Below are 19,197 nucleotides of genomic sequence, written 5' to 3'. Positions count from 1 at the left end.
ACTCCCGCACCGCCCTAAGACCAAAGCATCACGGGGTTACCCATTCACCGGCAAGAGCATGACGCTCCTCTTGATTATGGACCTCAGACCGAGGGAGCTTGACAGCAAGTTTCGCGCCGCCTTCAGCACGATTTGTAGCAGTCACAGTTCCCCCGTGAACCCGGACAACCGCGTCAACGAAGGCAAGTCCAAGTCCGTGTCCTCGCGATGCCCGCCCTTTCACTCTTCCCTCGAAGAGATGATGTCCAACTTCCTCATCGAAGCCAGGCCCATTGTCCTCCACCGTAAGTATGCCCATATCGCTTGTTGACTGAAGCGATAGCCAGACGTTAGAACCTGCGGGCAAATGTTTGAGCTCGTTATCGAGTAGGTTCGCAATCACGCGATGGAGAAGTGCCGCGTCAGCCAGAACGTTGACTGCACCGGCACTGCGAATCTGAACACTCAAGCCCCTTTCGCTCATGCAGGGCTCGTATAGATTCATCATGCTTCGCACCAATTCGTCCAAGTCTATTTCGGTGCGAACAAGACGGAGCGCATCGGCCTTCGCTTCTGCCACGTCAAGAGAAGTGTTCAGGAACTCCGTAAGGCGGTCCAGTTCGTCGATCGCTGAAACGATCGGTTCGGCTTGATCAATTCGCACATCGTTGGATAGAGCGGTCTCAAGCTTTCCACGAATTGCGGTCAGAGGACTTCTGAGATCGTGCGCGAGCGAGTCTGTAATTGTATGCAACTGCTGGACGGAATTCTCGATCCGGTCCAGCATGTGATTCAGAGTGCGTGCGAGGTGCCCAATCTCATCCTTGCTGTTGGCATTTGGGACTCGACTGCTGAGGTCTGATTGGCCGATTAGTGAAGCCGCCTCGGTGATCTCCCGGACGTGGCCGAGCATCCTGCGCGTCGCGTAAAACACGATAAGGAAACCAAGGAGGACAATGGCAAGCCAGAGAGTAAGGAATCGTATACGCAGGTTCCGCAAGACGTGCAGTTCATCGCGTTCTGACAGTCCCAGATAGATATTACTTCCGTCAGGTATGCGAACTGACGCGACGCGGAACGGAATGCCGAAGCCTTTTACCCTCACATCGAAAGGAACATCTCGCCGAGTCTTGGACGAGAGAATGGCAGACAGTGTGGCCGCTCCGTCTCCTGAACCCACCCAGAGCGGGATTTTGCCTTTGTCGGAGGCCTGGAGGAAGAAGACAGAGTCATTCTCATTTCCATCGCCGGTCCCCCGTCGCCTGTTTGGGACTTCCCGGCTGGCAAGCTCAGCAATCTCTCCGACGACGCGACCGTAGAGCCTGTCCTTTGGTGTTCGTTCGGCGACATCGCCCAGAACCCCGACTTCCCCTGACAACCACGCGTCACTACGTCGCTGGATGTCGTCGGCAACGAAACGGTGCAACATGGCAAAGACGAGCATGGTGCCGATGGCGAAGGCGAGGGTTGCCCAAAGCGAGATTCGCCATGCGGCGCTTCGTAGAATCGGGCTAGCTGGCTTTGAGAACATATCCGATACCTCGCAAGGTCTTGATCAATGGCTCGCGCCCCTCCGTGTCGATCTTGCCGCGAAGACGGTAGATGTGAACATCGACGACGTTCGTATCAGGCTGGATTCTAATACCCCAGACTTCGGCCAGGAGCATCGAGCGTGTCACCACTCTGCCAGCATGGCGGCAGAGGTACTCAAGAAGGACGAACTCCTGTGGGCTGAGGTTTAGAACCTCGCCGGCCCTCGTAGCCCTGCGTTTGAGCATGTCCAGTTCCAGGTCGCAGATCCGGAGGCGCGTGGCGTCTTCGGCCTGCGTCAAATTGCGGCGCAGAAGATTGCGCATCCTTGCAAGCAGCTCCGCGACGGCGAACGGCTTGGTGAGGTAATCATCTCCGCCGAGTTCGAGTCCCTTTACCCGGTCGTCGACCGAACGCCGTGCCGACAGAATCAGAACAGGGCTGCTCACCCCGGAGCGTCTCAATTGCAGAATAAGGTCGATGCCATCCTGATCCGGAAGACCGAGATCCACTATGAGTCCGTGGTAGGCGTGTTTGCCTGCTAATTCAGACGCCGTCCCCGCGTCCTCGGCAGTATCGACCTCGTAACCGGCTTCTATCAGGGATTGTTCGACGAAGCTCCGAATTTCCTTTTCGTCTTCGACCAGCAGCAGGCGCATACCTCCATACTATTGCTCGGCTTGTGATTTCGTCGGAAGCTCCTGAATGACGTTTCTGTCATCTTGAAGCCGTCGAATATTCGCCCGGGCGCGATGCGCTGGGCTTGATGAATCTCCAAACGCGCGGAGGTCGCGGCCGTGGGCATGTCCTCAGTTTTGGCTTTTACGGGGTGTAGTTATACAAGCAGCAAGAGGAGCGGACATGCAATTCCCGCTAGGAACACGCCGCCGATTACGGCTTTGCGTCGCGCATATTTCCAACCCATAAACTATCCTGTGCAAGTCGACACGACGAGGGCGAGGGCGGTCGCAGCGAAGAATATCTTCATAGGAAGCGCATTCGGCGCGGTAGGAGTTGAGGGTGTCGCCGGAGGCTTTGGAGCACTTGGTTCTAGAGCGTCAGGCATCGAACCTTCCGCTTTCGAGGGCGCGGATGGAGCCTCTCTCCTAGGCGGAAGGTAGAGCGTCCCGTTTTTGTGAAGCTGGGATAGATGAACGAGGATAGCGGGCGGCAGGTAGGATCTGCCTCGGCTCGCCTCGTGCAGGCCGAACATCTGAAGGCCTCCCGTGACCGCAAAGAAGAGGATCGTCGGCGCGAAGAACACCCCAAGGTAGTGATGGGTGAGACGTATGGCTTTGAGGTTGGTCGCAGATATCATTTTGGCTGTCGATTTTAGGCGATATATAGACCTCAGACTGAGCGTAGGAACGTGAGTTCGTCCGTTCTTTACATCGCACATTGAACTTACTGATCTGTAACGTAGCACGGCAGCCCATGGAATCTACGAACGTCTTCAGCTATTACGCCATCTATGAACAAATCGTCATCCCGTTCGTCCATGGCGAAGTGCTATCAAAAGAGGATGGGTCTCGTCTCAATGAGTAGCTCTTGTATCTAGAATTCGGAGCTCGCTCTCAAGTCGTCGCCTTCCACTGAATTGCCGTCTCTTCATTGTCCAGCTTTCCCAAGGACCACCATCCAACGACGAGAGTCCTATACTCAGGGCTGAGGGCCACTACCGCTTGACTACGGCTTATTTGAACCGCATCGCTACTGCCGTACCTGAGCACAATGTGCATGACGCGTTCGTCTTCTTCGCAGAGAAGATGCTGACTGACCCACGGCTGCGCACGGTCTTTCGCCGAATGTCGAGCCGCGCCGAGATCGCGCATCGCTATTCCTTTCTCGACCCGCAAAAAGGCACTCCGAATGATGCGAATGAGTTCTATCAACTCGGCAATTTTCCCGACACTTCGCGACGTATGAAGCTCTTTGAACAGAGCGCTCCGGTGCTGATGCGGAAGGCAGTAGACCGGCTTGCACTGAGTGAAGAGGAGCGAGCTAGTGTGACGCACGTCCTGGTGACCTGCTGCACAGGGCTCTATGCGCCGGGGCTGGACTTTGAGATCGTTGAGCACCTTGGCTTGTCCTCAACCGTGGAACGCACGATGATTGGATTCATGGGGTGCTATGCTGCGATCAATGCACTGAAGCTGGCGCGGCACATTATGCGCTCGGAGCCGGAGGCGACTGTGCTGATGTTGAACCTTGAGTTGTGTACGCTGCACTTCCAGGAGACGCAGGAGCTGGAACAGGTGCTTTCCTTCCTCGTCTTTGCCGATGGGGCCGCGGCGAGCCTGGTTTCAGCGCGCAAGCAGGGCTTCGCTTTGGACAGCTTCAAGGCGGTAATGGTGCCGGAGACGCGTGGGCTGATTACCTGGAAGATCGGCGGACTGGGCTTCGACATGCTGCTGTCCGGCAAGGTGCCGGCGGAGTTGGGTCGAGCGTTACATGGAGGCGAGCTGATGGCGGAGCGTGATGACATTGACCTATGGGCAGTGCATCCCGGTGGAAGGTCGGTGCTGGACGCGGTAGAGACGGCGTTGGGGCTGCGAGCCGATGCACTGGCGGCATCGCGAGAGGTGCTGTCGCGCTTCGGTAATATGTCGTCGGCGACGGTGATGTTTGTGTTGCAGCGAATCATGCAGGATGCACGTCCGGGGCAGCATGGGTGTGCGATGTCGTTTGGGCCGGGCCTGACAGCGGAGACGATGCGATTCCATGTGGTCTAGTAGAGAGATCGACTTCAGCCAGCGAGTCTCTCCGAGCGATCTGCCGGAGCTGATGGATGGAGACGTGAGTTACGAGGACTTCCGTGCCTGCATGAGAAGTCTGGAGACAGTCAACCGGTGGTTACTAGGTTATCGACCAACGCTGACCTGGCTGGATCAGGTGGTCCCCACATCAAGTGATCCAGTACACATTGTCGATGTGGGCTGCGGCGGTGGAGATATGTTGCGGCAGATTGCGAGATGGGCGGAACGAAAGGGAATTGCGGTGCGGTTGACCGGAATCGACTTGAATCCCTATGCCGCGCGAGCGGCAGTCGAGTCCACGCCGAAAGAGCTGGGAATTACGTGGGTAACCGGCGATGCGATGCTGTATCGGCCGGAGAAGCCGGTGGACATCGTCGTTAGTTCGCTGATGGCACATCATCTGGAGGACGAGGAGATCGTCTCGCTGCTGCGGTGGATGGAAGCGACCGTGCAGGTGGGTTGGTTCGTCAACGATCTGGAGCGGTCGAAGAGAAGCAGCCGCATGTTTGGGTGGGTGCGGTGGCACTGGCTGGTGCGGCATGATGGGCCGGTGTCGTTCCGACGCGCCTTCCGTAAAGAAGATTGGGTACGCCTTCTGGCTGCGGCGGAAGTTCCGCAAGAGGCAGTGACAGTGGAGAAGTGGCGACCGGGACGGTTATGCGTGGGGCGATGGAAGTGAGGCCGGGTCTGTTGAAGAATCTCGTTCGACGAAGAAGGTCTATTGTTCCTGTCGTCTTCGTGGCATACCTCGTACTATCTGCTTCTCTGAGAGGGAAATGATGCCGATTTCCACTCTGATAGCGCCCACTACAGCTGCTTCGAGATTCAAGACGACTCTGTGGGTTTCGCTTGGTCTCATCGTTCTCTTCGTCTTTATAACTTCAGAGCTGCTGCTCGTCACCGATTATCCGATGTACCATACGTATCGCCTGCAGGTCATTGCTGACCGTCATCTGCTGATCCCGCATACGCTCGCTGGAACGTTTGCTCTTTTGATTGGGCCGCTCAACTTCTCTTCGCGGATTCGGCAGCGTTATCTGCAACTGCATCGAGTGCTTGGCCGCGTCTACGTAATCTCTGTGTTTGTTGGTTCGTTCACGGGAATCGCTCTGGCAGCCGGACGTCCAGGGCTCCCGGGAACCTCCATGCAGGCTGCCGCCTGGATGGTCTGCACTACTGCCGCCCTCATCACTGCGCGCAATCGCCAGATCATCCAGCATCGCCAATGGATGGCGCGCTCCTATGCGGTGACCTTTACCTTCGTCTCCAGCCGCGTGCTCAACCTGTGGCCGCGTTATTGGAGCCATTTAGGCGATGTCTTGTCCGCGGTGGGCGTGATTGCCTTCACGCTTGCTTCGCTGCTGATCGTCGATCTCGGCCTCAACTGGCACGAGCTCACCACACGTCGTGACTGACGGTCTTCCAGTGAAGATGCCGAAACTCCCTATTTCTCGAATCTGGTCCCGACGAGGTCCGAGCTGACGACGGGTCCGTACCCTCCAAGCTGTCCGACAATTACCGCCACCGCAGGCTCATCACCCTCCAGTACCCACACCATCACATCTTTCGGCTCAAGGCCAAGCAGCCGCGCGATCAACCTCACGACACCACCCAACTCCGGATGAATTCGAAACACTGTAGCCTTTACGGTTTGTCCTTCCAAGTTAACCGCCTGCTCGCTATCCGGTGAGATCAGAAGTTGAACCAACCGTCCCCCGCCAACTGGCGCCAGCATCGCCGCCCGAAACGGCGACGTGTTGTGAGGTACGTTCAACAGCAATGTCCCGACGAAGCCATTTGCCAGATCGGCCGGTAGGTCCATGTGCTTGCTCTCGACGTGTAGGTTGCCCTTGCTGTCGGCTGTGCGGCTGGTCGCTATGCCGGTAGCGGCTTCTACTGAAAAATCGATGGGCTTTGTGAAGAACGGCCCCTTCTGTATGTGATGATTGCGTACTAATCGAAATGTACCCTGCTGCCGGTAGGTCGTGGTCTCATCATCAATGGAGCCATCCACAAACTTATAGGTCATACGCATCGTCACTTCGTCGCCCTGCACGGACTGAGAAAACTCACCATTTGCGATGGTTTTGCCGGCCTCGGAGCGAGCCACCATAAAACGATGCATTGGCCGTTGGACGTGCCTTACTGGAATCGGTTTAGCCGGTGCTGCGGGATCCAACGCGATTGCCAGCAAAGCCAGCAGCAGGAGATCATTTCGCCTCATCAATACCTCGTTCTATCACCTTAGACGCACTGTGAGACCTGCGGCCTGCAGACCTCTAAATGACGATTTGTACAGAATGATGCACCGAGCAGCCTTCTCGACGTCTACTAGGGGTGGAGTCCGTTTCAGACTGAGTGTAGATACAGATACTAGGAGAGAAACCTTTGCAAGACGAAGTATTGATCGTTGGTGGTGGAGTGGCGGGATGTGCAGCTTCTATCGCACTCGCCCGGAGGGGACGGAGCGTCACGCTGATCGAACGCGAGCCGACGCCGCAACATAAGGTCTGCGGAGAGTTCCTAAGTGGTGAGGCCCTTGAAGATCTGCACGCGCTTGGGATCAACGTAGCCTCCCTTGGTGCCGTGCCCCTGAATCACGTTCGCCTTGCTGCGGCAAGGCGAGCTGCGGAGGCTCCTCTACCCTTTCCGGCCGCTTCGCTCACGCGCAAGGCGCTTGATACGGCACTCATCGCCGAAGCCATCGCCGCGGGTGTCCGAGTCGAGCGAGGGCGCAGTGTTCAGTTGTTCGGTCGCACAACCAACGATCTCTGGCAGGCCACGCTCGTCGACGGAAGCACCTTCCAAGCTCCAACCGCGTTTCTCGCCACCGGGAAGCATGACCTGCGCGGCCATGGCCGTCCAAAAGATCCTCATCAATGGGTCGCCTTCAAGATGTACTACCGGCTGTCTGCCGCGCAGACTGCGGATCTGGCAGATGCCTCGGAGTTGACGCTCTATGCCGGTGGGTACGGAGGCGTCCAACCCGTGGAAGACGGCGTTGTGAACTTCTGCTGCGTGGTGCAACGGCGATACTTTGCGCGTGCGGGTCTTCGATGGGAGGGCCTGCTCGCGAAGATGCAAGAGGACTGTCCCCACCTCGCGATGCGGCTTGATGGTGCAGAGCCGCAGCTCGAAAAACCTATCACCGTCACTCATATCCCATACGGCTACCTGCGACGGGAAACAGAAGATGGGCTCTACTGTATCGGCGACCAGGCAGCTGTCATCCCTTCGTTCACGGGCGATGGCATCTCCATCGCCCTGCATACTGCGCGTCGGGGCGCAGCTTCCTATCTTGCCGGAGAATCGGCCCCGGCTTTCCAGTCAAAACTGCGCTCTGCCATGCTCCCGCAGATGCGGCTTGCCGAGATCGCGGCTGATGGCCTAACCAACTCATTTGCGCGCGCTGTATTGCCGTTCTGTTTGAGGATCTGGCCCGGCGCGATGCGCGTAACAGCGAAACTCACACGGGTCACTCAGCCTGCCGCCATTGCAGCACAGACAGTCGCTGGCTGATACCGCAATTACATCAGTAGCCAATGTGCCCAGGAGAGATGCAATGAAAGTCTTCGCTGTGATAACTCTTGCTGTCTTCCTTGCTCCGGCCGCGCTCGGCCAGCATCAAACCTTCGCTGTAAATCCCGATGCGAGCGAGGTCAAGATCAAGCTCAACACGACGCACGAGATCGTGAACGGCACCTTCCACGTACATTCCGGATCGGTCGACTTCGACCGTGCTGCTTCCAAGATATCGGGGGTGGTGATCGTCCTAGCTAGCAGTGGTAAGACGGGAAACGGCAGCCGGGATAGGAAGATGAATAACGACATTTTGAAGGTCGATCAGTACACCACGGTTTCATTTGCTCCAAAGACGTATTCGGGGACGATCGCCCCATCGGGTGATTCGACAATCCAGGTGAGCGGCGTCTTTACGCTGCTCGGCACCCCGCATGATCTAACGATTCCATTGCAGATTCACATGGAGCGGTCGATGGCGACTGCGAAGGCACACTTCGTTATTCCCTACGTGCAGTGGGGTCTCAAGAACCCGAGTTTTCTGTTCTGGAAGGCCGAGAATGACGTCGCAATCGACCTCAATTTAGTGGGCCAGGTTTCGAACTGACAGCGGCTATTTTGCTCGCACGCACATGGTGCGTCGCAGGCCTTCCCGTGCGGATTGTACCTTTGAGAAGATTGAATCAACCGGGAGATTCCACAAAAGATGAAGATGCGTGCGACGCTACTGTCCCTTCTTGCTCTCATATCGATGCCGGCAGCGATGTTGGCGCAGACCGACGAAATTCAAGTCTATAACGGGGAGATCGCGCCTCCAGGAATCTTCAATCTGATGATTCACAACAATTTCACTCCCAAGGGACGCACCACTCCTGACTATGCTGGGGCAATCGTCGCCAATCATTCGTATCAGGTGACTGCTGAGTTCGCCTACGGCGTGACTCCGTGGCTTGAGCAGGGACTCTATCTCCCGGTAAGCTCGCCCTATTCGGAGAACTACGGATCGACCCTTAACGGCTTCAAGATTCGCGAACTGTTCGCGCGACCGAACGCTCACGATCACAAGTTCTTCTACGCAGCCAACTTTGAGTTGAGCTTCAACCGTCACTATTGGGAGTCCCGAACGGTCACGTCAGAGATCCGGCCAATCATCGGCCTACATTTGAAGCCATGGGATATTATCTACAATCCGATTGTCGATACCGACTACACGGGAGGGCTGGGCAATCTTCAGTACAATCCCTCGGGAAGAGTGGCGTACAACTTCAATGAACGATGGGCTCTCGCCGGGGAAGAGTATGACGGGTTTGGCCCGCTGCACGCCTTCCTGCCACTCTCCAAGCAATTCCACGAGGTCTGGGCCACGACGAATTACAACGGCAACAAGTTCCTTGGTCTGAACGTCGAGACCGGTGTTGGATACGGGTTGACCGCAGCGTCCGACAAATGGACTCTCAAGCTGATGTTGTCCCGGGACCTAAATGTGCACCCTTGGCGGCCCTGATGGGCGACGGCCTATAGACCGATGACGCTTGTTCTCAAGAGATGGACTCATTCAGAAGTCCTCCGATGGAACTGATGCACCTGACCGTTCCGCTCTCGAAGAGCCAAGGCCCCAAGAATGGAGAAGAACGTGGCAGCTTCAGACAACAAGAGACTTCTTTCCGCATTGGAGGCGAACTGGCAAGCGGAGATGGAAGGTTTCCACACCTATACAGCTCTATCCAAGAGTGAGCCGGACCCACATCGCCGCAATGCGCTCCGTGGGCTGGCGATGGCAGAGAAGCACCATGCGGCGCTATGGGCAGCGCGGATCAAAGCAATCGGCGGAATAGAGCCGACATACAAAGGAGATCCATCGGGGCAGGCCGACTCGCTTGCAAATCGTGTCGGCGGTCCTGATCTCGCGCTTCGACGACTTGAGATCGATGAAGGCAGAGATATTGCAAAGTATGGCCAGCAACTCAAGGCACTTGGAGATGAACCCAGCATCGCAATTCTTGAGGAGGTAATCGCCGACGAACGTGAGCACTATGCGACTCTCGGCAATCTTATCCGCTCCCGAGGTGCTCTGCCTTCGCTGCCACCCGAACAGGCTCAGGCGGCGCTCGATGATTTGGTGGCCGCGCGCGATAAGGGCCACTCCCCAGCAGCAGGCTGGGTGGGCGACGCGATCTACGGGATCAATGATGGACTGGGGTCAATCTTCGGCATCGTGTCCGGAGTATCTGGGGCGACCCTCGGCAACAGCCATTTCGTTCTCATCGCAGGTCTTGCGGGCATGGTTGCGAGCGCATTGTCGATGGGTTCTGGCGCGTATCTCGCGGCCAAGAGCGAGCGGGAGATCTACGAAGCAGAATTTGCACGAGAGAAGGAAGCCGTCGAGGATAATGAGGCCGAGGCGCAAGAGATACTATCTCTCAGCTATCAGATTCGTGGCTTTCCTGAGGAAGATGCGAAACGGTTTGTGGAACATATCGCGAGGGACAAGAACCAGCTCATCAAGGCGCTTGCGAGGGAACGTCTTAGCACCACCGAAGAGGGGCTGAGCAAACCCATGGTCTCAGCGGTCTCCGGAGCCCTATCCACGGCGGTCGGCGCTTTTATCCCGATCATCCCCTTTTTCTTCTTGAACGGCATTCCGGCGGTTATCGTTGCGGCCATCGTTTCTCTCTTTGCACACTTCGCTGTTGGGGCAGCGAAGTCGCTCATCACCATCCGTTCCTGGTGGGCGAGCGGCTTCGAGATGACTTGGATTGGCGCGTTAGAAGGTGTCGTTACGTATGTGATCGGGATCGGGCTTGGCAAACTCGGCGGCGGGTAGCAGAAGTGTTTGGGCCTCGTTCAAAGGCTGCGGTTCTTATGGCAGAACACATCCTTAGAATCTGCTCTTCAACTGGGCAATAGACGCCTGCTTATAGAAAAACTCCTCGAACAGATATTTGACGCCCGAGCCAGCCAGAGAAATGCCGAAGGTAGTCACCGTCCCGTGAAAGTTGCGGTTCCCCGCCGGGTAGTAGGTCTGTGTCAGTCCGGCACCGATGGCGTTGCCGCTCAGAAGTGCATAGTTGATCGTGCTGCGGCCGTCGTCTGTCTTCGTGAACAGCACTCGGGAGAGGGCGTACCCAGTTCTGCGAAGGCCGGAATGCCCCGGCCCTTCCACAAAGTAACGCGGGTCTTCGTGCAGGATGGGAGCAATAACTGATGTAGAGAAGATGCCTTCGGAACTCGCGCGGGCGGCCGCGGCTCCAAGACGCTGCCCGTAGTTCTTCGCTGACTGTCCGTAGTTGGGGCTCCGATTGAAGGTCTCAGAGTATGTCGCCGACCCTATCCATCCAATTGCTGCAAACGGGGACACAGATGCTTTGAGCCCCATTCCAACTTTATCGCTCGCGCTGGGCTTGGGAGCCACCTCTTGCGGGTCGATCAGATTGTCCAAATGACTGGTACGGACGGTACGGGGCGGATATTGAAGACCGCTCCCCACGTTCTGCGCTGTGCTCGAAGCGGGCGTATCGCTCAAACCCATAAGTGAAACAGGAGTCGGGGAATCAGGTAGTGCCATCGGGGCGGCACTGCTCGACATCTCACGCGATCCGCTAATCTGGCCCTCCGGAATGGTCTGCGCTCTTGCCGCAGCGGCCACACACCAAAAAGCTAAGATCAAAGAAAGCTGCCGAGGAAAGGGAGAGGCCATCCGGAAAAACGAACACAGCTCACAAATCATAGTCGTTGACTTCATGAAACCACCTTTGCGCTGATACATGGAGATACCAGCTTGAGATGGCGCAATCCGCGAATCTCGCGTCTGGAATCGTTCGGATAACATAAAGTTTATTTAGTTTCTGGGCGCATCATTGAGCAGGTTCCCATCTCCACCCTATCTCACAAATGCGCTCGTATGCCCTATGCGATGTTCCTCGTAAAGAATGCGATCCTGCGCACAACGGCAACCACCAGAATCCCGCTGCGTATACAGCTTACGTACCGGGAGACGCTCTGTAGAACCGTCATCGAGGGGGTGCTCAAGATAAATTCAAGGGCAGATCATTTTTTTGGCACTCTCAAGCCCGCTTCTCGGCTGTCAAATAGACGTTGAGATTTTGACTGGTCAATTTGCCTTTCTCCACGTCTTCTCGCATGACTCTCTCGAAAACGCTGATCTCTACCGCGGTGAAGTGTTGCTCGAAGATCTCGCGGAGACAGAGAGCTCCGGGCCGCGGAGGAATCTCGATAAAAGTGCTCCAGGGGATTGGAGGAGCGGTCTTGACATCGATGTGAAGTTCCATGTGGATGTTGACGAAGTCAGCATCGCGGAAGAGCTGAACGAGATCTCGTTCGGAAAAGTTGGTCAAAGGGTTAGAGCGAATCTCGTCGAGAGTCGAAGGCGTTTGCAAGGCCCGCCAACGTTGCAGGAGGCTAACGAAAGGAGTGCTGGAATTTACAGGCTCCGATCTCAAAACCTTTGTCAGTGCGGCCAAGTGAACGGCCGCGTCTTGACCGATGGGATCAGCGAGGGACACGCGTCCGCCCGGCTTGAGAACACGAGAAAAGCTGCGTAAAGCCGAAGGTTTGTCGTCAACGTAGGCGAGCACGGCGCGCGATGTGATGACATCGACGGATTCGTTGGCGATGCCCGCAAGCGTTTGTGCCGGAGTCTGTACGAAGGAACATTGCCCGTGAAACCCGAGGGCCGCTGCAACGCTTTCGGCATGTTTCAACAAGGGAGTAGAGATATCTGATAGAACAACCGAAAAGGGGGGCTTCACCCGTCGGAGAGCTTCGAATGAAATCAGACCATCACCGGCACCTACATCGAGAAGCCTCATGCCGGAAGTCAATCTGGCTCCGTCGAGCACCCGGTCCCGAATCTGCGCAACGGCAGCGCGCATAATGGGCTTGTAGTCGGGATCGCGTCCATGTCTGCCGTTGAGAAGCCACTCAGACCAGATATCCGCTTCAAGCTCATGTTCCTTGGTATCACTCATGGGTTACTGCAAGGATACGACTAGAAGCACAACCTAAACGCTCCTTGCAGATGAACTTATTGTCATGCTCGAATTGAAATGGCGAGCATGACTGTCACTTTCGCCGCTACCTCGCCACGACTGTGATCATGACTAAAAGTTCATCTCACATTTGATGTAACTCTGTAAGATCAAGCCGATAGAGGAAACGGAGGTAATCCTATGAGCATTGCACCGATCGGTTCTGCCCCCAGTATCCAGGCAGAGTCGCAACCATCCGTTATCAAAGCTCCAGTGTCACCAGTATCAAACACGACGCACCCGGCTTATACTGTGTCATTAAGCTCTGCAGTACACAAGGCCACTGGCGGCGACGTCGATCACGACGGAGATAGCCACTAATCCGAAAGCGACTTACGCCGCCTGCAGATGCAGGCGGCGTAATTGCCTAAGTACGCAAAGATGAACCATTTTTGCTTTGCACGGCAACCCTGTATCCGTTCAGTAGCGCCGCTCTGGAAGGCAATGCCATCCTGATCCTGTTATCTAGGGAGCCATGCGACAGATGGAGCGCCAAAGGTCTATACCAGAGAAACGCTCGTCGTTGGATCTGGCAGAATTCATACGCGAGATGGAAAATCCAGAGGTGCCATCGGCCGGGCGAACATCCCTCAGTGTCCTACGCTCTCCGCTTCTAAGAGATTTTGAACCCTAGCTTTTATCTCGTCGCGAATCGACCTGACCTCTGCTTGTGAGAGGCCCTTTGGGTCACGGAGAGGCCAATCGTCCCGTCGCAAACTCGGAACATAAGGGCACTTGTCTCCGCAACCCATGGTGATGAGTAGCGAAGCGCCCTCGGCTAGTTCTTGAGTAAGCTTCTGAGGTTTGGCGTCACTCAGGTCAATCCCAACTTCCTGCATCGCGGATAGAACTTCGGGGTGTACGCGAAGTCCCGGCTCTGTGCCAGCCGAGACCGCTTCAGCCTTGCTGTGATCGGCAAGTTGATTGAAGAAAGCTGCGGCCATCTGCGACCGACCAGCATTGTGAACACAAGCGAAGATGATCTTTTGCACCATTACCTTCCGGATTACTGGTTACCGATATGGATGCTCCTTGGTCTTACTTTCTCCTATGGGCAGCCTGCTACGCGCAGCAGTCCGGGCCGCAGCAGTTTTTAGTAGTCAGCCGGCTGCGGCTTGATCGCATATACCTTTACACTGGCCGCTGCCGCGTTCACGTCATACTGCGAGAGCAACGCCGTGAGATCGTCGTGCAGCGAAGGCTCAGTCGGTGCCGGGGTACAGCAAGCAGTCTCAACGAGCTGGAACGGATTTGAGGTGTCCATTGCAGGGGAGCAGCATCCCGCTTGGTTCTCCACCTTCGCGTAAGCATTGAGGTCCGCTCCGCTGTCGACGATCTCGACGTGTTCGAAACCTGCTGCGAGTAGCCCGTTCTTGTAGTCTTCTATTTTGATGGCTCCGGCGATGCAACCAACATAAGCGGCCATGCTCTGCGCTACCGCTTCGGGGAGGTCATGCTTGAGGGCGATGTCGCTGATAGCGACCCGGCCTCCTGGCTTCAGTACGCGAGCAATCTCGCGGAAGACAGCGGGCTTATCAGGAGTAAGGTTCAGGACGCAGTTCGAGATCACACAATCGACCGATGCGTTGGGGAGTGGAATCTGTTCGATGGTGGACTGGTAGAACTCAACATTGGTGTAGCCGCCGACCTTCGCATTTGCGCGTGCGCGCTCGATCATGGCCGTGGTCATGTCGATGCCGATAGCGCGGCCGGTCGGCCCGACCAGCTTGGATGCCAGGAACACATCAAGCCCTCCGCCTGAACCAAGATCGACGACCACTTCCCCAGGCCGGAGATGCGCCGTAGCAGTCGGATTGCCGCACGAAAGGCCCATGTTTGCCTCGGCAGGAATGGACGTCAGTTCCTCAGCGGTATAGCCGAAGGCCTCTGCCACAGCCTGCACTCCTGCGTAATCGTTCGACAAGGAACTTTCTGCGACTGCCCCGTATTTCGACTTCACCGATTCCAAAAGCTGCTCTGACATACTGCCTCCTCACATCTGCTTAGGTGAATATATGTCTTGCCATCGCATTCGTCAAGGCGTATACATAAGCCATGGCGAAACAGACATTCAATGTTGAGCGGTTCTTCCAGGCTCTCGGCGACAACACGCGGCTCCGCCTCCTGAACCTGATGGGAGATCAGGAGATCTGCGTCTGCTATTTTGTCGAGATTCTCGGCGGACCCCAGCCGAAGGTGTCCAGACACCTTGCGTACCTTCGCAGCGCGGGCATTGTCGCGGCGCGGCGCGAGGGAAAGTGGATGCACTATCGGATCGTGATGCCACCACATATTGGTGCGGCACAAATCCTGAAGCAAACACTCGGCTGGCTTAAGGAAGACAAGGCGATGCAGGCTGATCGAGCGCGTTTGTCGAAGGCCTGTTGCTCTCCATCTAAGTATGCGTCGCTCGACGGCGCACCCATTCCGACAACGATTCAAGAAACGTCCTGCGAGGCCTGTTAATGTCTCCCTTCACGCAAGGCCAGATCTGTGCTCCTGCTGCTCGCAAAGAGCTCTAGTTCCTTGATCGTTTTCTGACCCCTTGGATCTTCTTCGCAATGGTGATCGACGTTGCCATCGGCCACTTCGTTCCCTCGACTGCCGACCTCGTCAACAAGTTCCAGACGGGAACCACGAATATCCCGATCGCTATCCGCCGCAACGCATGCGACGACGCTCGTCAACAGAACGAGTGGAATTGTGAGATGTCCTTCGCCGCGAACGGCCACTGCGCCGGCTGTCATCAAGAGGAGCATCGATGGGAACGGAAGGCATAGCTGTTGGCCGAAGACCGCCAACCCGAGAGCCAGGTACGTCAGTTGCGCCACGCCATTCATAGACTACTCATTTCGTACGCAAGGTGTTTGTGCTCCGAAGGCCGGGTTTAAATTCTCAAGTCACGTTGACTGGATAATGGAATCTCCCTTGAGGGCTTTTTGAACGAAGAGTTCGACGGCAGAGAGTGGGCGCAAAAGGCCCCAGTTTGGCAGGCGAGGTACAGCTGTCGATGCTCTTGGACTTCGATGTTGGGGGGCTATTTCGGTTTACTGAGAAACACGATGCATGCACCATTCCAAGAATCCTTTCCCGACCATTGTGGAGGCTTCGTGTCGAGAGAGATCGTGCCGAGATTCGCGGAATGCAATTTGAAGCGCTTCTCCAGGTAGTGTGCGACGGTGAGAGAATGTGCGTTCGAAAGAACGATTTGCTGGTAGGGCAATGGGTCCGTGGAGTAGCCCTCGATCATGATCGTAAGTTCCATGATCCCGTCTCCAGCTTGGCCGGCGATCTGATCGATCTCTGCCTGACCCTCGACCGATAAGATGTCCGTCCCATCAGCATCCTTGGTGAAGGATTCCGTCCCAAGCCAAAAGCGTTCATTGCGCGAATTCTGGAAAAAGCTGTTGTTTCTATATTCACCAGGAGTTAGTTCGCTCAGGCTGTAAAAGCCCCTCTTCTTGAAGAACCCGCGGAAGAAGAACTCATGCTTGATTGCCTCTGTATCGTCAGCGAGGTTCGCAGTCGCAAGATTTACGTTGGATAAAGTCTCGCGCAAATTCTGGGCCGCACTTGTGCCGGATCTGTCAGGCGCCAATGCCTCGGTCAGTGTGGAGTTTACCTTTTGAGAGGCCTGATCGATCTGCTCGGAGGCGTGGCGGACGTTGGTCACGCTGTCATCGACCTTTGCGGGCAGATCTCTCGATTGGAAGTCGCTGACCAACTGCCGTGCTTGTTCCGATGCCTGCTCAAGGCTTACGCTGGCTTGATCGGCGTTGGTGGCCACCTGCTTTATATGTGCAGCGGTACTTGGGTCGTTCAGCAGGGTAGCGACCGTGCCCTTGCCTGAGCGCGCATCAGTGATTAAGCCATTTGTGTCATTGACTGTGGTCTTGAAGTCATCCAGCACACCGTCGAGTCGGACACGCACATCGCTTATCGTCGTATTCGCCTGGTCCACTACACCGGATACTTTAGCGATGACCGCCGAAAGTTCAACAGGCTCCTTGCTCGGTATGGTCGATCCATTTTTTGCCTCAGGAGAGTTGTCCGATCCATTGCGGATCAACAGATACTTATCGCCGACCAAACCATCCGTCTCCACGGTCGCCACGGAATCCTCTCGAATGAGCGAGTGTAGCTTGTTGGCAATCTCCAGTTTCAGCCTGAACGTCCCGGAAGGATGGTCAGGCAGGCGAATGCTCTTCACCTGTCCCGCATCGAAGCCTTCAACACGAACCTTGGTTCCGGGCGTAAGGCCGTTTACGCCGGCCATGTCAATGTACAGCTCTTCGTGGCGGCTAAATGCCTCGTGCCTGTCGCCTATGAGGAATATGCCGACAGTGAACAGCAATAGTCCGGAGACGATAAAGACTCCTACGATGGTCAAGTGTTTCTTCATATCAGTACTCCGTCGTGAGTGCCCGAACCACTTCGTTCTGACTCGATTTCAGTTCATCGAACGTTCCGAATCCAACCAGAGCTCCCTGGTCAAGTACCGCGACCTTATCCGCCAATTTTCTGGCACCGTGTATGTCGTGGGTGACGATGACCATCGTGGTGTGCCGTTCCGTCTTAATCTTCAGAAGCAAGTCGTCGATCTCGGACGCCGTGATGCGGTCCAACCCGCTGCTCGGCTCGTCAATCAGGAGCAGCTTGGGATTCATGACCAGCGCCCTGGCCAGGCCCGCCCGCTTTTTCATGCCCCCCGAAAGCTCGCCGGGAAGCTTTCCTATGTCATGTTCCAAACCTACCTGCCGGAGCATCTCTTCCACATCCGTCTTGACTTCTCCTGCGGATTTCTGAGGATTGAAGCGCTGTTCAGGAAGCGCTAAATTGTCGCCGACCGTGAATGAATCGAAGAGAGCTGCGCCCTGAAAGAGAAAGCCGATCTCCCGGCGAATGCGCGACAGTTCTTTTTCATCCATGCCACAAATGTCCTCTGACCCGATGAGGACGGTGCCTTCATCGGGCTTTAGTAGCCCAATCATCAACTTGAGAGTGACACTCTTGCCCGTTCCGCTGCGGCCAAGGATGCAGAGCGTCTCACCCTGAAGCACCTGGAAGGACACATCGCTGAGTACGTGGCTGCTTCCAAAGCTCTTGGAGACTTGCTTGAACTCGACAGCCGCCTGATCGGGACTCATAGAGCGCTCCCGGGGAAGAAAAAGTAAATGATCTTGACCAGGCAAACGTCCGACAGGATTACCAGCAGGGACGACAGCACTACGCTATTGGTCGCCGCGCGACGAACGCCTGCCGATCCCTCGTCGATCGTGAATCCGAAGTAGCAGGAGACTGTGCCGATGATGAAGCCGAAGACGCATGTCTTGAGCGTTGGAGCGATAAAGCTGGCCCAACTCAGGTTCACAAACGCGCGGTTGACGTAAAGCTGCAACGAGATACGGGACGCGAAGTATTCGGAGATGAAGCCGCCGAGGAGACTTGCAAAATCCATAAAGATCGTCAAGAGAGGCAAGCTGATAATGCAGGCCACAATCCGTGTTGAGACCAGCATCTTCGAGGAATCGATGGACAATACCTCGATTGCGTCAATCTGTTCATTGGCTCGCATGTTGGCCAACTCGGCCCCTATACCCGCGCCAACTCGGCCAGAGACCAGGAGGGCGGCCACCAGCGGTCCCAGTTCGTTGAAGAAAGACACAGCCTGCAGGGTTGGCCCCCACGCCTCGGCTCCAAAGCTGACCAGCGCACTTCTTGTGTGTAGCGTCAGGACAATGCCGAGCGCAACACCCGCAGCCCCGATAAGGGGTAAAGAGCGTGCGCCAATCTCTTCCACTTCTTGAAGCAGAATTGCGAATTCGAACGGAGGGATAAAGGCGCGAGCCAAAGCCCTGACGCCAAATACGCTCATGTCGCCGACAGACTCAAAGAACGTCAGTCTTCTCGACATAAGCACCACTTCGTCGACATCCTCTGACTTGCTGGTAAACGTAAACTCATCACCATCCTCCCCCGAGGACGTTGTAAAGCGTCACCAACGAGAGTGCTTCTTGTTGCTGAGCTGTAGCTAAGGAAAGTTGCGCACTGTAGAGGGTGGCTTCGCTGGTCAAAACCTGAAGATAGCTTGTCGAGCGGCCTCTGTAGAGTATGTCGGCAAGCCGCACGGCTTCCGCTGCCGATGCTACCTGCGCCGTCTGCTTTTCCCGATACTCCCGGGTCTTCGTGTAGGCGATCAAAGCATTCGAGACATCGCGCAACGCTCCGGCGATGGTCTGCTGATATGTGTCGAGATATTCCTGGTCTTGCGCTCTGTAGTACCGGAGATTATTCCGCAGCTTGCCGCCGTCGAAGATCGACTGGCTGACGCTGCTGTAGGCCTCATAGTAAAAGTTCTTCGAGTC

The 19,197-nt window shown here is 56.0% G+C and carries 21 protein-coding genes; 9 read left to right on the top strand and 12 right to left on the bottom strand.

Annotation, left to right across the window (positions count from 1 at the left end):
* Positions 1-28: 28 nt before the first annotated feature.
* From OHL18_RS15500 to OHL18_RS15490, 3 genes are all read right to left on the bottom strand, one after another.
* Complete coding sequence (locus OHL18_RS15500) at positions 29-1,510, bottom strand: ATP-binding protein (protein ID WP_263375791.1); 1,482 nt, start codon at positions 1,508-1,510, stop codon at positions 29-31.
* Positions 1,491-2,168 (bottom strand): winged helix-turn-helix domain-containing protein, encoded by a 678-nt coding sequence (locus OHL18_RS15495; protein ID WP_263375790.1) that lies wholly within the window; start codon positions 2,166-2,168, stop codon positions 1,491-1,493. The genes OHL18_RS15500 and OHL18_RS15495 overlap by 20 nt, the downstream gene beginning before the upstream one ends.
* 269 nt (positions 2,169-2,437) lie before the next feature.
* Positions 2,438-2,827 carry a PepSY domain-containing protein gene (locus OHL18_RS15490; protein ID WP_263375789.1) on the bottom strand — a complete coding sequence of 130 codons (390 nt, stop codon included), beginning with the start codon at positions 2,825-2,827 and terminating at the stop codon, positions 2,438-2,440.
* Positions 2,828-3,191: 364 nt separating this feature from the next.
* Here OHL18_RS15490 and OHL18_RS15485 point away from each other — a divergent pair, with 364 nt between their 5' ends.
* From OHL18_RS15485 to OHL18_RS15475, 3 genes are all read left to right on the top strand, one after another.
* Positions 3,192-4,241 carry a type III polyketide synthase gene (locus OHL18_RS15485; protein ID WP_263375788.1) on the top strand — a complete coding sequence of 350 codons (1,050 nt, stop codon included), beginning with the start codon at positions 3,192-3,194 and terminating at the stop codon, positions 4,239-4,241.
* The gene (locus OHL18_RS15480; protein WP_263375787.1) at positions 4,231-4,944 is read left to right on the top strand and encodes a methyltransferase domain-containing protein; all 714 of its coding nucleotides are present in this window, start codon (positions 4,231-4,233) and stop codon (positions 4,942-4,944) included. Before OHL18_RS15485 ends, OHL18_RS15480 begins: the two co-directional genes overlap by 11 nt.
* 97 nt (positions 4,945-5,041) lie before the next feature.
* Positions 5,042-5,680, top strand: a complete 639-nt coding sequence (locus OHL18_RS15475; RefSeq protein ID WP_263375786.1) for a DUF2306 domain-containing protein — start codon at positions 5,042-5,044, stop codon at positions 5,678-5,680.
* A gap of 29 nt (positions 5,681-5,709) precedes the next feature.
* On the opposite strand, the gene OHL18_RS15470 is transcribed toward OHL18_RS15475, so the two are convergent.
* Positions 5,710-6,489, bottom strand: a complete 780-nt coding sequence (locus tag OHL18_RS15470) for a hypothetical protein (RefSeq protein ID WP_263375785.1) — start codon at positions 6,487-6,489, stop codon at positions 5,710-5,712.
* Positions 6,490-6,653: 164 nt separating this feature from the next.
* Between OHL18_RS15470 and OHL18_RS15465 the strand changes: the two genes are divergently transcribed.
* The 4 genes from OHL18_RS15465 (at position 6,654) to OHL18_RS15450 (ending at position 10,608) form a co-directional block, all read left to right on the top strand.
* The gene (locus OHL18_RS15465; protein WP_263375784.1) at positions 6,654-7,784 is read left to right on the top strand and encodes an NAD(P)/FAD-dependent oxidoreductase; all 1,131 of its coding nucleotides are present in this window, start codon (positions 6,654-6,656) and stop codon (positions 7,782-7,784) included.
* A gap of 43 nt (positions 7,785-7,827) precedes the next feature.
* Positions 7,828-8,391, top strand: a complete 564-nt coding sequence (locus tag OHL18_RS15460; protein ID WP_263375783.1) for a YceI family protein — start codon at positions 7,828-7,830, stop codon at positions 8,389-8,391.
* A 99-nt stretch (positions 8,392-8,490) separates the two neighbouring features.
* Entirely contained in the window at positions 8,491-9,288 is a 798-nt protein-coding gene (locus tag OHL18_RS15455) for a hypothetical protein (RefSeq protein ID WP_263375782.1), read from the top strand.
* A 129-nt stretch (positions 9,289-9,417) separates the two neighbouring features.
* Positions 9,418-10,608 carry a VIT1/CCC1 transporter family protein gene (locus OHL18_RS15450; protein WP_263375781.1) on the top strand — a complete coding sequence of 397 codons (1,191 nt, stop codon included), beginning with the start codon at positions 9,418-9,420 and terminating at the stop codon, positions 10,606-10,608.
* A 54-nt stretch (positions 10,609-10,662) separates the two neighbouring features.
* Here OHL18_RS15450 and OHL18_RS15445 read toward each other — a convergent pair whose 3' ends face one another.
* From OHL18_RS15445 to arsM, 4 genes are all read right to left on the bottom strand, one after another.
* Positions 10,663-11,349, bottom strand: coding sequence for a hypothetical protein (locus OHL18_RS15445; protein ID WP_263375780.1), 687 nt, complete (start codon positions 11,347-11,349; stop codon positions 10,663-10,665).
* Positions 11,350-11,848: 499 nt separating this feature from the next.
* The gene (locus tag OHL18_RS15440) at positions 11,849-12,772 is read right to left on the bottom strand and encodes a class I SAM-dependent methyltransferase (RefSeq protein ID WP_263375779.1); all 924 of its coding nucleotides are present in this window, start codon (positions 12,770-12,772) and stop codon (positions 11,849-11,851) included.
* Between the two features lie 650 nt (positions 12,773-13,422).
* Entirely contained in the window at positions 13,423-13,827 is a 405-nt protein-coding gene (locus tag OHL18_RS15435) for an arsenate reductase ArsC (RefSeq protein WP_263375778.1), read from the bottom strand.
* Positions 13,828-13,925: 98 nt separating this feature from the next.
* The gene (arsM, locus tag OHL18_RS15430; RefSeq protein ID WP_263375777.1) at positions 13,926-14,816 is read right to left on the bottom strand and encodes an arsenite methyltransferase; all 891 of its coding nucleotides are present in this window, start codon (positions 14,814-14,816) and stop codon (positions 13,926-13,928) included.
* 71 nt (positions 14,817-14,887) lie between these two features.
* Between arsM and OHL18_RS15425 the strand changes: the two genes are divergently transcribed.
* Entirely contained in the window at positions 14,888-15,298 is a 411-nt protein-coding gene (locus OHL18_RS15425) for an ArsR/SmtB family transcription factor (RefSeq protein WP_263375776.1), read from the top strand.
* A 95-nt stretch (positions 15,299-15,393) separates the two neighbouring features.
* Positions 15,394-15,612, top strand: a complete 219-nt coding sequence (locus OHL18_RS15420; RefSeq protein ID WP_263375775.1) for a hypothetical protein — start codon at positions 15,394-15,396, stop codon at positions 15,610-15,612.
* 257 nt (positions 15,613-15,869) lie between these two features.
* Here OHL18_RS15420 and OHL18_RS15415 read toward each other — a convergent pair whose 3' ends face one another.
* The 4 genes from OHL18_RS15415 to OHL18_RS15400 all read right to left on the bottom strand — a co-directional run.
* The gene (locus OHL18_RS15415) at positions 15,870-17,234 is read right to left on the bottom strand and encodes an MlaD family protein (RefSeq protein WP_263375774.1); all 1,365 of its coding nucleotides are present in this window, start codon (positions 17,232-17,234) and stop codon (positions 15,870-15,872) included.
* A gap of 1 nt (position 17,235) precedes the next feature.
* Positions 17,236-17,979 (bottom strand): ABC transporter ATP-binding protein, encoded by a 744-nt coding sequence (locus OHL18_RS15410; RefSeq protein ID WP_263375773.1) that lies wholly within the window; start codon positions 17,977-17,979, stop codon positions 17,236-17,238.
* The gene (locus OHL18_RS15405; RefSeq protein ID WP_263375772.1) at positions 17,976-18,746 is read right to left on the bottom strand and encodes an MlaE family ABC transporter permease; all 771 of its coding nucleotides are present in this window, start codon (positions 18,744-18,746) and stop codon (positions 17,976-17,978) included. The genes OHL18_RS15410 and OHL18_RS15405 overlap by 4 nt, the downstream gene beginning before the upstream one ends.
* 49 nt (positions 18,747-18,795) lie before the next feature.
* The coding region (locus OHL18_RS15400) for a TolC family protein (protein WP_263375771.1) at positions 18,796-19,197 on the bottom strand (402 nt) is incomplete at its 5' end.

Origin of the sequence: Granulicella aggregans (assembly GCF_025685565.1) — a bacterium.
In the GTDB taxonomy this organism is placed as follows: Bacteria; Acidobacteriota; Terriglobia; order Terriglobales; family Acidobacteriaceae; genus Edaphobacter; species Edaphobacter aggregans_B.
Note: the sequence above shows the minus strand (reverse complement) of the source record. Positions and strands in the feature narration are given on the sequence as shown.